Source organism: Burkholderia savannae (genome assembly GCF_001524445.2).
Classification (GTDB): Bacteria; Pseudomonadota; Gammaproteobacteria; order Burkholderiales; family Burkholderiaceae; genus Burkholderia; species Burkholderia savannae.
Genome location: NZ_CP013417.1, coordinates 2,445,242 through 2,457,613, shown reverse-complemented (window position 1 = coordinate 2,457,613; position 12,372 = coordinate 2,445,242). Strand labels below are relative to the sequence as shown.

Genomic DNA, 12,372 nt, shown 5'->3' with positions numbered 1-12,372 from the left:
ACTGCGGCGCTGGTGGAGGTCGTGATGCTGATCGCGAAAACAACGATAGCCAAAATCCACATCGCCAAACAACAGCTCGCGATGACCGACGACGAATACCGCACGGTGCTTCGCAGCATCGCCGGCGTCGGCTCGTCGAAAGACCTGACTCCGGAGGGGGCGCACAAGCTGCTGAAGCACTTCGAGCGCTGCGGCTTCAAACCGAAGCGCGATGCCGGCCGTCGACCGCACGTTGCGCAGCCGCGTGCCGCTCAGATTCGCAAGATTGAAGCGCTGCTAGCTGACGCTGGCCGTCCGTGGGATTACGTCGGCGGCATGGTGAAGCGAATCTGCAAGGTCGACGCGATCGAGTTCTGTGACGACGTGATGCTCGGCAAGCTCATCGCCGCGCTGCAATACGATGCGAAGCGGAGGTCGGCATGAAGTTCGATGGTGTCGAACACCTGTTGCCCGACGTCGTGAAGACGATCGTCAAGCTGATCGGTCTGCCGACGACGGTACGCCTGGTCGAGCAGCTCGGCGGCACGACGTTCCCGGTCGCGCTGCGCCGCTCGCGTCTCGGCGAAATCCGTTACGAGGCGCTTGCCGAGATCGTAGGCCCGGAAGCGGCCGATCAGCTTACGGCGCATTTCGGAGGTGACGTGTTGTACATTCCGCGTTGCGTGAAAGCCATGCGTGAACTGATGTATCGGAGCATTCGGGCAGAGTTCGACATGCTGACCCGCGACCATGCTGCAAACCACGCTGTCGCGCAGCTCGCACTTCGCTATCAGATGGCCGACCGACATGTTTGGCGCATCCTCAAGCGCGCCGACGCATCTGAACGCACCGTTCCCCAGGCGGAGTTGTTCTAGCGTTAGAATCCCGCCATGATTAAACGAAGCCCCGCCGCGTGCGGGGCTTTTTGTTTGCACTGACACTGATCCACTAAGGTGTCCGCTACACGCAGCCTACAGTCGTGCCATTCAATCGGAGATGGCAATGAAGCAACAACGACTGTCCCCCGCCGGCTGCAATCTGATCGAGGATTTCGAGAGCGATCGTAGAGGTGGCCTCACTCGTTCGGACAGTTTTCTGAGATTTTTAAGTGGAACGTCCGAGGCAATCATGCTGCCGATTTGATCGCAGGCAGCGTCGCGAAGTATGCCTCATCCGGCGTCCGATCCGCCAGGCTCGAATGGGGCCGTTTTCGGTTGTACAGCTCGATGTAGTCGCCGATGGAGCGCCGGGCATGGCTGACCGACTCGTAAGCTCGCAGGTAAACCTCTTCGTACTTGACGCTGCGCCACACGCGTTCGACGAACACGTTGTCGCGCCAGGCCCCTTTACCGTCCATCGACAGCCGCACGCCTCGACCCAGTACGGCCTCGGTGAACGCGCCCGCCGTGAACTGGCTGCCCTGATCGGTGTTCACAATGTCCGGCAGCCCGTAGCGCGCGAACGCTTCCTCGAGCGCCTCGACGGCGTGCACTGCTTCCAGCGTGATCGCCACCCGGTGCGAGAGCACCTTGCGACTTGACCAATCCACTACTGCCGTCAGGTACACGAAGCCTCGCGCCATCGGAATGTATGTCGTGTCCAGTGCCCACGCCTGATTGGCCCGGGCGATTTTCATGCCGCGCAGCAGGTACGGCCAGATCTTGTGCTGCGCATTGCGTCGGCTCGTGTTCGGCTTGCAGTACAGCGCTTCCACGCCCATGCGTTTCATCAGCGTGCGCACGCGGCGGCGGCCGACCTCATAGCCTTCCCGGCGCAACAGACGCGCCAGCATCCGCGCTCCGGCAAACGGAAACTCCATGTGCAGTTCGTCGATCCGCCGCATCAGCAACTGGTCCGCCTCGCTCACTGGCTGCGCCCGGTAATACGCGCTCGATCTCGCGATGCCAACCAGTCGCGTCTGTCGCGAAACCGGCAGCGCATGCGTACGGTCAATCATCGCTTTGCGCTCAGCAGTCCGGCTTTGCCGAGCGCTCCTGACAAAAAATCGTTCTCCAGCGTCAACTGTCCGATTTTCGCGTGCAGCGTTTTCACGTCCACCGGCGGCTCGTTCGACGGTGGAGCGGCCGCGCCGAACACATCCGCCGCACGCTCCTGCAGTTGCCGCTTCCACTCCGTGATCTGGTTCGGGTGCACATCGAACTGCTGCGCCAGTTCGGCCAGCGTGCGCTCGCCCTTGACCGCCGCCAGGGCCACTTTCGCTTTGAACGCCGCTGAGTGCGTCCGTCGGGTTCTCTTCGTCATCTTTCCGGTTCCTTTGCCTGCATTATCGCTGGCTCAGGCCCCGGGCATTCCACTTACCCGACTGTCCGAATTTGCGCGGCCACCTCTCGTCTCGAAGCGTACCCCGATCCTGCGACGGGTGGCGCACCCTGGACGATCGGGCGCGGCCACACCGGACCGGACGTCTACAAGGGGTTGAAGATCACGCAGGCAGTGTCCGACATGCTCTTCGCACAAGACATCCGTACACGCGGAGAGGACATCATCAATGACTTCGATCTCGAACTGACGCAAAGTCAGTTCGATGCGCTGGTGTCGTTTGTATTCAACATCGGTCCTGGCAAGCCGGGCGTCAAGGACGGCCTGGTGTATCTGCGTTCCGGTGGCTCGTCGACGCTTCTCCGGAAGCTGCGCGCGAAGGATTATGCAGGCGCGGCCGAACAGTTCCTGCTGTGGGACAAGGCAGGTGGAAAGCCGATGGCCGGACTGACGCGCCGTCGTCGCGCCGAGCGCACGCTGTTCCTGACGGCAAGCTGACTCCATGAGTCTCACCGATCTCATCACTGGCCACGACGGCAAGCTTTCGCACGCGAAGCTCTGGCCGAACATCGCGTCGGCCGTCGCGACTGGCATGTTCATCTATCAGGGCATCCGTAATCAGCTCACGTTCGATACTTGGTTGATCTATCTCGGTTGCGTTGGCGGCTATTCCGCAGTCATCCAGGCGCTCGCCGCATGGCGCGGCCGTCCCTCCAAGGAAAGGGCAAATGACGATAGCAATCTGTAAGTACGGGAAGCTGGCCGCAGGCATCGTCATTGCCGCACTGCTCGCGTCCGCCTTCGCGAAAACCTACCAGCACGGCTACAGCGTTGCGACTGCACATGGTGACAAGGCGTTGGCCGACTACCGTGCGTCCGTCGAGCATGCATCCACGTCGGCCGCGAGCGACGCATTCGGCAAGTACGCGGCCGACGTGACACGTGCGTCAGCCGTGGAGTCCGGCTATCTCACTGTTCAAACCGCCGTCGCACAGACCGCGACGGCGCTGAAGGAGCGAATCGATCATGTCGCGCAACCTCGCCGTAGCACGCCGGCCACTGCCCTGCAAACTGCGTCGCCTGTCGTTGGCTGTGTGTTCAGCCGTGGCTTTGTCCGCGTGTGGAACGACGCCGCAGGCATCGCCGACGCTGGTGATTCCGCAGTGCCGACAAGCACCGATACCGCCTCTGCTGTTGTCGGACCCGACGCCGATGCCGCCGCTGACTCCGGGGTATCACAAGCCGACGTCCTCGACTGGGTCGTCGACTACGCGACCCGCGCCCGAAACACCGAATCGAAACTGAAGGCGGTGAAGGCCGCGCTTCCGGAGCAAGAGGACAAGCAATAGATGGATGACTTCGACCACGCGAGCGACATCGAGGAACAGTATCGCGCGCTCGCTATTGCAGCAGCGACACGGCCGGCTCGCGGCACTGCCGAATCCGAAGTGTTCTGCCAGAACGAGGCATGCGGCGAACCGATTCCCGACGAGCGTCGCCGCGCGATATCCGGTTGCCGCTTCTGCATCGAATGCCAGGAGCGTCGCGAGCACGCGCTCAAACGGAGGTATCCATGCAAGTGACGCTCGACCCGGCCGCGATTTTGATCGGCGTGTTCATGTTGCTGCTCGGCGTGGTCCAGTTGTTCGGCATGTCATGGATTCGCAGCGTGCAAGAAAAGCTGAAGGCGAACGAGGCTCGTGACAGCGAGTTCCAGAAAGCGATCGCAGCGGTGCGCGAAATGATGGCCCGAGACTACGTTCCTCGTTCCGAGAATCAGGCCATGCGCGATGAATTCCGAGACGGTCTGCGCAGCATTGACCAAAAGCTGACCGACATCACCAACAAACTGGACAGAAAACAGGACAAGCCATGAGTGACGTCAAGGTGGAAGAAAGCCCCGAAATGAAGCTGCTGAGGAAGATCGACGCGGGGGTCGGCGAGTTGAAGGAACAGGTCGCCAACGTCGAGAGGCGTGCCATCAAGTATGGCGCGGCGGCTGGCGCAGGTGCCGGCGCGGTGGCCGGGGGCATCGTCGCGATGGGTATCTCGTTCGCCCGCGCGAAGCTGGGTCTGTAACGCGCATGGCCTACCCGAAGGAAGTGCGCGACAAGGTGCGTCGAGCTTTCGTGTTCGATCGTCTGTCGCTCGAAGTCGCCGCGCTAAAGAGCGGCGTCAATTCGTCGACGGCTCGGCGCTGGAAGGACGATGCGCGCGCGGCCGGTGACGATTGGGACAAGGCCCAGGCAGCGCAGCTCATCGCGGGCGGCGGCATTGAAGGCGCGGCCCGTCAGATGCTGGCCGGCCTGGTCACGCAATACCAGGCGACGATGGACGAACTGGACGGCGCGGAGATGAAGCCGGCCGACAAGGTCGCGCTGCTCGCGAGTCTCGCCGATGCGTACAACAAGACGATCAACGCATCGAAACGCATCCTACCGGAGACGAACGAGCTGGCGATCGCGATGGGCGTCGTGCAGCGCCTGGCTACGTTCATCAAGGATCGGCATCCGGAACACGTCGGCGCGTTCGCCGATGTCCTCGGCCCGTTCGGCGACGAGCTGGCCACCACCTATGGTTAAAGGAGCGTCGCATGGAAAACCAGCATCGCATGATCACGGGATACCGCGATCTTTCAGCTACCGAGATCGAGGCAATCAACCACATCAAGACAATGGGCAGTCAGCTCGGCGAGCTATTCGACGTGTTGGAGCAGCAGCCTGACATCGATAAGCACTGGCTCGGGATTGCAAAGACCGACATGCAGCGAGGTTGCAGCGCCATGATCCGCGCAATCGCCCGTCCGACCACGTTTGCGTAATGGTCCAGAAGTTCACTGAGAAGGATTTCCACAAGGAAATCGCCGAGCTGCAGGCCGAGCTGCGGCGCGACATCGAGGCCCATGCAACGGGCCTCGATCCGTCGCCGGCTGCGCGCCTGGAACGCCGTCGACGCGTACTCGTCGACGGCGACTATCAGTTCTTCGCGTACACGTATTTCCCGCATCACATTCGCGGCACGCCGTCGCTGTTCCAGGCGCACTTCTGCGGGCGATTCCCGAAGCTGCTGCGCCAGCCTGGCGGCACGCGTGAATGGTGGGTCGCACCGCGCGGCGAGGCGAAGTCGTCGATGTGCACGAAGATCGGCCCTGTCTACATCATCGTACAGGGGCTGTTGCAGCGCGAGGAAATCCGGCGCGAAGTCGGATGGACGGACGCGCTGCCGTCGTTCCTCGACTACGTCATCCTGCTCGGCGCGGAAACATCGCTGCCGACGAAGCTGCTCGAAGTGGTTAAAACCGAGCTGACCGCTAACGCAGCGCTTCAGCTCGACTTCCCCGAGGTGTGCGGCAAGGGACCAATGTGGAAGGTCGGCGAGTTCGTCACGAAGAACGGCGTCAAGGTCGAGCCGTTCGGTGCCGAGCAAGCGATTCGCGGGACGTTCCACGGTGCCAGCCGGCCGAAGGTGCTGATGGGCGATGATCTGATCACCGACGCCGAGGCGAAGAGTCCGACCGAGCGCCAGAACCGCTGGACGTGGCTGGAAAAGGCGATCGACTACCTCGGCCCGCCGGACGGCAGCGTGAAATACATCGGCGTCGGCACGGTGCTGGACAAGGATGATCCGATCTCGCGCGCGAAGCGCACCATCGGCCATATCGTCCATCATTTCCGCGCGATCGCGCAGATGCCGACGAACATGGATCTGTGGCAGCAGTGCGAAGCGCTGATGCTGAACGACGACAAGCCGGCGATCGAAGAGGCCGCCGCGCGTGGTGAGGCGATCGCCGACACCGATCTGCCATCGTATCAGTTCTACCTGGAACACCGGGCCGAGATGGACGCTGGCGCCGTCACGTCGTGGCCATCGGTGCGCACGCTGTTCTATCTGATGCGTCAGCGTGCGAAATCGCCGCGCGCGTTCGCGACCGAGATGCAGGGCGATCCGCGCACCGAGGAAGACAAGGTGTTCGGTCACATCACGTTCTGGGTGCAGCGATTGCAGTCCTGGTTGATGTTCGGCGCGTGCGATCCATCGATGGGGCAAGGCAGGAAGTCGGACCCGTCCGCGATCTTGGTCGGCGGTCTGGACATCGTCAGTCGCAAGCTGCATGTCATCCACGCGGAGATCAAGCGCCGCGTGCCGTCGAAGCTCGAAGCTGACCTGATCAAGGTTCAACGTGAATTCCGGTGCCGCGCGTTCGGCTTCGAAAACAACAATGCGTATGAATGGGCGCGACAGGATCTGATCAAGGCCGCATTGCGGGCCGGCGTGCCGTTACCGCTCGTCGGCGTCACGGCGAGCGTCGCACCCGAGTTGCGGATCGATTCATTGGAGCCGTTCGTCACGGATCGCATTACGCCATCGATTTTGTTCCACGCGACGCAAACTGCGCTGCTCGCCGAGCTGGATGAATGGCCGGAGCCGCAGGGCCATCACCACTTCGACGGCCTGACCGCGCTGCACATTCTTTGGATGATCGCGCAGTCGCGCGGCTACGGCATCACGGACGGTTACGAGGCGGTCACGTCCCGGCCGATCGAGCGCGGTGCCGATCACGATGACGACGACTATGACTATCCGCTGTCGAGCCGGCGCGGCTATTGAGGAAACTGAACATGGCTCAAATTCTTGATATGTACGGACAGCCGATCCAGCGCGAGGTGCTGTCCGAGCCGCAGACGTCGAAGCTCGGCTGGATCACGCGCGATTTTGCGCAGCATCCGTCGCGAGGCCTCACGCCGAAGAAGCTGCATTCGATCCTGGAAGCCGCCGAGTACGGCGACCTGATGGCGCAGTCCGATCTGTTCGTCGACATGGAGGAACGCGACGCGCACCTGTTCGCCGAGATGAGCAAGCGCAAGCGCGCGCTGCTCACGCTCGACTGGAACATCGTCGCACCCGCGAATGCCAGCGCCGAAGAGAAAAAGCAAACCGCGCAGTTGGATGAGTGGTTCACCGACATCGCCAACTTCGACGACGTGCTATTCGATCTGATGGACGCGGTCGGCCACGGTTTCTCGGCGCAGGAGATCGAGTGGCACCAGGTCGAGAAGGTATGGCTCCCGAAAACGCTTACTCACCGGCCGCAGCGCTGGTTCCGCACGCCGCTGTACGACGGCAACGATCTGCGTCTGCGTGACAACTCGTCGGACGGCCAACCGCTCTGGCCGTTCGGATGGCTCGTGCACAAGCATCGCGCGAAGAGTGGGTATCTGACCCGCGCAGGTCTGCACCGCGTGTTGGCATGGCCGTACCTGTTCAAGACCTATGCCGTGTCGGACCTCGCCGAGTTCCTCGAAATCTACGGTCTGCCGCTGCGCGTCGGCAAGTATCCGCCCGGTTCGACGAAGGAAGAGAAAGCCACGCTGCTGCGCGCGGTCGCCGAGATCGGCCACAACGCGGCCGGCATCATCCCGGAGGGAATGCTGATCGAGTTCAAGGAAGCCGCTGACGGCACGAAAGACCCGTTCGAGGCGATGATCAACTGGTGCGAGAAGAGCGTGTCGAAGGCGATCCTCGGTGGCACGCTTACGTCGCAGGCCGACGGCAAGACGTCCACGAACGCGCTCGGCAAGACGCACAACGAGGTGCGGCAGGATCTGTTGACGTCGGATGCCCGCCAGGCGCAGCGCACGCTCACGAGCCTCTGTTACATGCTGTCGGCGCTGAACTTCGGCGCATCCGACCCACGCCGCTGCCCGCGTTTCGAATTCGACACCCGCGACCCTGCGGACTTGGCGCTGTATGCCGATGCGATTCCGAAGTTCGTCGGAGCCGGAATGAAAATCGGCCGCCAGTGGGCGCAGGACAAGCTCATGATCCCGGAGCCGAAGGACGGCGAGGACATCCTCACGGTGCCGAAGCCGCAGATGGCGCTGCCGCCCGAGGAACGTGTCGACGAGCTGCCGCGTACCGCGAAGATGCGGTATCGCGCCGTGCTGCGCAACGCAGCCGGCGAGATCGTCTATCCCGATCAGGACGAACTGGATCAGACGATCGCCGCGCTGCCGGCCGACGCGATCACCGAGGCGCTGCGCGCCACGCTCGGACCGGCGATCGCGGCGCTACGTCGGGGCGCGACGCCTGACGAGGCGATCGAGATGCTGCTCGAAGCGCAGCCGGACATGGACGATACGGCGATGCAGGAGCTGCTCGCGCGCTGCATCTTCGTGGCCGACGTGTGGGGGCGGCTGAATGGCGGTTGATCTGGCCTACGCGATCGGCCTCGAACCGGAGAAAGCGATCGCCTACTTCGAGTCGAAGGGCTACCAGATCGGATTCCGCTGGCAGGACGTCGCCGCCGAGGCGCACGCGAAGGCGTTCACGGTTGCCGGCGTGATGAAGGTCGACGTGCTGCAGGACATTCGCCAGGCGCTCACGACGTCGTTAAAAAAGGGCACGACGTTCGACGAGTTTAAACGGCAGCTCTCGCCGGTCCTGGAGCGTAAGGGCTGGCTCGGCCAGGGCGTAATAGTCGACCCGGACACTGGCGAGATCGAGGGCAAGCGGCTCACGCCCCGTCGCCTGCAGACGATCTTCCAGACCAACATGCAGTCGGCCTACATGGCCGGCCGCTACGCAACGCAGCTCGAGCAGGTCGACACGCATCCGTATTGGGAGTACGTCGCGGTGCTCGACAGCCGCACGCGGCCGGCGCACCGCGCGCTCGCCGGCGCGATCTACCGGTACGACGATCCGTTCTGGCTGACGTTCTATCCGCCGAACGGCTACCGGTGCCGATGCCGCGTGCGGACCCGCACGCGCGCGTATGTCGAACAGAACGGTATCCCGGTACGCGACAGCACGGGGAACATCGTCGAGGTCGAGATTGTCGATCGCTCGGGCGTGAAGCAGCCCGCGCTCGCCTATAAAGACCCGGCCACCGGTCAGAAGCTGCTGCCGGACCCGGGTTTCAGCTCGAACCCCGGCGCGCAGTGGATGAAGCCGTTCACACCGCCGCCGTCCGACAGCTTGCCGCGCACCTTCCCGTCCGGCGTCGAGCTGCCGACGTTGCCGACGCCGACCCCGGTGCCGGCGTCGACCATGCTGCCGGCCGGCCTTCCCCCGCAGCAATACGCGCAGGCGTTCCTGCGGGAGTTCGGCCTGCAGCTCGGCGAGTCGACGGTATTCAAGGACGTCACGCGCTCGGCCGTCACGATCTCGGAGGATCTGTTCCAGGCCGGCGACGGAAGCTGGAAGGCGGACAAGGATGGGCGCGGCGCGTATATGTCGCTGCTCGCGCGGGCGATCCAGGAACCGGACGAGGTATGGCTGCGGTGGGAAGAGAGTCGCGCGCAGCCCGGGACGTGGTTGCTCAAACGGCGCTACATCAAGTCCTGGTTGATCGACGGCCAGGCTGGCGCGCAATACGGTCTGAGCGTCTTCGAGCTGGGTCAGGACGGCTGGGCCGGGTCGACGGCCATGATGGCGAACGTCGAGCGCGGCGAGGAAGCGCGCCGTCGCTATATAGAGAAGCAGCGTGACGGTTTTCTGGCGTACCGCAAATAGAAAAGCCCGCGACGCCGACTCGTCGCGGGCCACCGTGCAGTTCCTTTGGTCGCGTCAGTCGGAAGCTTGTGCGACTGCAATCGGTATCAACAGAGTATAGCCGATGATTGAAACCCAGGTCGATGACACGCAGTACGAGGCGGCGATGGCGCGGGTGTACGCGCTGATGCAGGATGCCTCGCCGATCACGTCGCTGATCGCCGCGCTGATGCTCGACGCAGTCGAAGAGAATTTCGCGCAACAGGGGCGGCCGAAGTGGCTCGGGTTGAGTCCGAAGACGCTCAAGCGCCGCCGCGAGGAAGCCGGCACTGGCAAGATTCTGCAGCGCTCGGGCCGACTCGCGTCGAGCGTCACGTCGACGCACGACGCCACGTCCGCCCGCGTCGGCACTAATGTCGTATACGCGGCGATCCACCAGTTCGGCGGCACGATCCAGCGCCATCCCATGTCCGGCTACGTTAGATTGCGCAAGGGCCGCGACGGCATGATCATGCGCCAAGCGAACCACCCGCACCTGGCCGTGTTCGCGAAGAACGGCCACAAGCAGGTCAAGATCGTGAAATGGACCCGCAGCCAGGGCTGGACGATCAAGATTCCGGCGCGTCCGTTCTTCGTGCTGACCGAGGCGGACAATATCGGGATCGAGTCGGAGGTCACTGCGTACCTGCGACGGCTGTTCGACGCTTGAGCGGCGGCAAAAGGCCGAAATGGAAAATTAGGGCCTAGAAGCCGCTGGGATACTGTGGGGTTGCCGAGGTATAGGTCAGGACTGGCGAAGCCCGCCACGTTGTTTAAACCCCCCGTTAAAAACGATTTCTTATCGGGAGGGTGTTGAGAAAAACTGTTCGGGCTCGGGAAAACCGAAAATCGCCAGTGCGAGATACGCCCGGCGCATGAGATTTTTTCCATGCGCGCAGTATAGCGGCCCCCTCGTGGCGGATGACGGCAGGCCCAACTGACCTCTGCCAGCTCGTCAGGCCCGCTACTGGCCGCCACCATGGCGGCATGGCTACTTTCTTCATCGCGGCGCTTTCGGCGCAAATCCAATCCACCGGCACGACGCTCAAGCTGCTGCCGGCCGGCGAGTTCCGTGCGCGGGACGGCCGGCCGACCCAATGCGCAGCGTGGCGGCTCGATGCGGCTGGCGCGGAACGCCTCATCGCGGCGGCCAGCGCGCGCCAGACCCGCTATGTGATCGACTATGAGCACCAGACGCTGAACGCGGCGACGAACGGCCAGCCCGCGCCGGCCGCCGCGTGGTTCAAGACGCTGGAATGGCGTGAAGGCGATGGTCTGTACGCGACCGACGTCAAATGGACCGCTCGCGCTTCCTTGATGCTCGACGCCGACGAATACGCCTACATCTCTCCCGTGTTCGCCTTTGACAAGGCGGGCAACGTGACCGCGCTGCTCAATGCGGCGCTGACCAACGACCCCGCGCTCGACTGTCTCGACGAGGTGCAGCTCACGGCTGCCTGCTCGGCGGCGATGCACGCATTCGACTCCGCCGCGCACGCGGCGCTTTCCACTGTCCTACCTACCGAGGTTCCCAATATGGAAGAACTCCTGGAACAACTGCGCTGGCTGCTGAACATGCCGGTCGGCGCGACCGCCGATGACGTCACGGCCCAGCTCAAGAAGCTGATCGAATCGCTGTCCGGCGGCCAGGGCGTCGCGGCCGCGAGCGCCAACCTGCCGGCGTTGCTCGACGCGCAGCGCAGCCAGATCGCCACGCTCACGGCAAACCAGGCCGACCCGGCGCGCTTCGTGCCGATCGCGGTCATGACCGACCTGCGCACGCAGCTCGACGCGGCCAACGCGAAGCTCGCCGGCAACGAAGTCGAGGAACTGGTGACGGCCGCGCTGAAGAACGGCCGCCTGCTGCCTGCGCAGGAAGGCTGGGCGCGCGACCTGGGCAAGAGCAACGTCGCCGCGCTGAAGCAATTCATCTCGACCGCTCAACCGATCCAAGCGCTCGGCGGCACGCAGACGGGCGGCAACCCGCCGGCCGATGACAAAACGGGCGCTGCCGCGCTGTCGGCCGAAGAACTCGCCGTGTGTAAGGCGCTCGGCCTCGACCCTGCGACCTACAAGACGTCGCAGCCGGCCGCCTGACGGTCGCGTGGCCGCTCGTTTCACTTCCACCAGGAGATTCACATGACTGCATTGACTGCCGACCGCGACACCGTCCATCGCGCCGGCCTGCTGTTCAGCTACCCGGCCAAGAGCGGCGTGCTGTTCTTTGTCGGCGCGATCGCCGCGATCGACACGGCGACCGGCTTCGCGACCAAGGGCGCGGAATCGACCACGCTCAAGGGCGCGGGCATCGTCCAGGAGCAGATCGACAACACGGCCGGCGCGGACGGCGCGAAGACCGTGACGATCCGGCGCGGCCAGTGGCGTGTCGCGAATTCAGCCGGCGCTGATCAACTCACGCTGAAGGACATCGGCTCGACCGCGTACATCGTCGACGACCAGACCGTCGCGAAGACGGACGGCGGCGGCAAGCGCTCGGTCGCCGGCACCGTGGTCGACATCGACCCGGGCGGCGTCTGGATAGCGTTCTAACGCGATCCGCTACACCCCAATCGACTACTCCAT

17 protein-coding genes are annotated in these 12,372 nt (G+C 63.6%); 16 read left to right on the top strand and 1 reads right to left on the bottom strand.

Annotated features, from left to right (window positions below):
* The first annotated feature begins 24 nt into the window (after window positions 1-24).
* Window positions 25-423, top strand: a complete 399-nt coding sequence (locus tag WS78_RS12005; protein ID WP_063889469.1) for a gp16 family protein — start codon at window positions 25-27, stop codon at window positions 421-423.
* Window positions 420-854: a Mor transcription activator family protein gene (locus WS78_RS12000; RefSeq protein ID WP_038748601.1), complete on the top strand. Its 435-nt coding sequence runs from the start codon at window positions 420-422 to the stop codon at window positions 852-854. The genes WS78_RS12005 and WS78_RS12000 overlap by 4 nt, the downstream gene beginning before the upstream one ends.
* A gap of 251 nt (window positions 855-1,105) precedes the next feature.
* On the opposite strand, the gene WS78_RS11995 is transcribed toward WS78_RS12000, so the two are convergent.
* Window positions 1,106-2,241, bottom strand: a protein-coding gene (locus tag WS78_RS11995) for an IS3 family transposase (protein ID WP_394335868.1) whose coding sequence is annotated in 2 segments (ribosomal slippage) — window positions 1,106-1,986 and window positions 1,986-2,241 — 1,137 coding nt in all. Because the reading frame shifts where the segments join, the coding sequence is not laid out codon by codon here.
* On the opposite strand from WS78_RS11995, the gene WS78_RS11990 reads away from it, so the two are divergent.
* From WS78_RS11990 to WS78_RS11925, 14 genes are all read left to right on the top strand, one after another.
* The gene (locus WS78_RS11990; protein WP_226377134.1) at window positions 2,215-2,757 is read left to right on the top strand and encodes a lysozyme; all 543 of its coding nucleotides are present in this window, start codon (window positions 2,215-2,217) and stop codon (window positions 2,755-2,757) included. The two genes, WS78_RS11995 and WS78_RS11990, sit on opposite strands and share 27 nt — an antisense overlap.
* A gap of 4 nt (window positions 2,758-2,761) precedes the next feature.
* The gene (locus WS78_RS11985; RefSeq protein ID WP_038748602.1) at window positions 2,762-3,007 is read left to right on the top strand and encodes a hypothetical protein; all 246 of its coding nucleotides are present in this window, start codon (window positions 2,762-2,764) and stop codon (window positions 3,005-3,007) included.
* Window positions 2,988-3,608 carry a hypothetical protein gene (locus WS78_RS11980; RefSeq protein ID WP_038748603.1) on the top strand — a complete coding sequence of 207 codons (621 nt, stop codon included), beginning with the start codon at window positions 2,988-2,990 and terminating at the stop codon, window positions 3,606-3,608. Before WS78_RS11985 ends, WS78_RS11980 begins: the two co-directional genes overlap by 20 nt.
* Complete coding sequence (locus tag WS78_RS11975) at window positions 3,609-3,842, top strand: TraR/DksA C4-type zinc finger protein (RefSeq protein WP_038748604.1); 234 nt, start codon at window positions 3,609-3,611, stop codon at window positions 3,840-3,842.
* Entirely contained in the window at window positions 3,833-4,135 is a 303-nt protein-coding gene (locus tag WS78_RS11970) for a hypothetical protein (RefSeq protein WP_038748605.1), read from the top strand. Before WS78_RS11975 ends, WS78_RS11970 begins: the two co-directional genes overlap by 10 nt.
* Window positions 4,132-4,338, top strand: a complete 207-nt coding sequence (locus WS78_RS11965) for a hypothetical protein (protein WP_038748606.1) — start codon at window positions 4,132-4,134, stop codon at window positions 4,336-4,338. The genes WS78_RS11970 and WS78_RS11965 overlap by 4 nt, the downstream gene beginning before the upstream one ends.
* A 5-nt stretch (window positions 4,339-4,343) precedes the next feature.
* Entirely contained in the window at window positions 4,344-4,841 is a 498-nt protein-coding gene (locus WS78_RS11960; RefSeq protein WP_038748607.1) for a DUF1804 family protein, read from the top strand.
* An 11-nt stretch (window positions 4,842-4,852) separates the two neighbouring features.
* A complete protein-coding gene (locus WS78_RS11955; RefSeq protein WP_038748608.1) occupies window positions 4,853-5,080 on the top strand; it encodes an Acb2/Tad1 domain-containing protein in 228 nt (75 codons plus the stop codon).
* A complete protein-coding gene (locus tag WS78_RS11950; protein WP_085701518.1) occupies window positions 5,080-6,867 on the top strand; it encodes a hypothetical protein in 1,788 nt (595 codons plus the stop codon). Before WS78_RS11955 ends, WS78_RS11950 begins: the two co-directional genes overlap by 1 nt.
* 11 nt (window positions 6,868-6,878) lie before the next feature.
* Window positions 6,879-8,468, top strand: coding sequence for a DUF935 domain-containing protein (locus WS78_RS11945; protein ID WP_226377133.1), 1,590 nt, complete (start codon window positions 6,879-6,881; stop codon window positions 8,466-8,468).
* Window positions 8,458-9,771, top strand: coding sequence for a PBECR2 nuclease fold domain-containing protein (locus WS78_RS11940; protein WP_085701516.1), 1,314 nt, complete (start codon window positions 8,458-8,460; stop codon window positions 9,769-9,771). The genes WS78_RS11945 and WS78_RS11940 overlap by 11 nt, the downstream gene beginning before the upstream one ends.
* Window positions 9,772-9,874: 103 nt before the next feature.
* On the top strand, window positions 9,875-10,459 hold the full coding sequence (locus WS78_RS11935; protein WP_059580639.1) for a phage virion morphogenesis protein: 585 nt from the start codon (window positions 9,875-9,877) through the stop codon (window positions 10,457-10,459).
* A 317-nt stretch (window positions 10,460-10,776) separates the two neighbouring features.
* A complete protein-coding gene (locus WS78_RS11930) occupies window positions 10,777-11,886 on the top strand; it encodes a phage protease (RefSeq protein WP_038748613.1) in 1,110 nt (369 codons plus the stop codon).
* Window positions 11,887-11,928: 42 nt separating this feature from the next.
* Complete coding sequence (locus tag WS78_RS11925) at window positions 11,929-12,339, top strand: hypothetical protein (protein WP_059641470.1); 411 nt, start codon at window positions 11,929-11,931, stop codon at window positions 12,337-12,339.
* The last annotated feature ends 33 nt before the right edge of the window (window positions 12,340-12,372 follow it).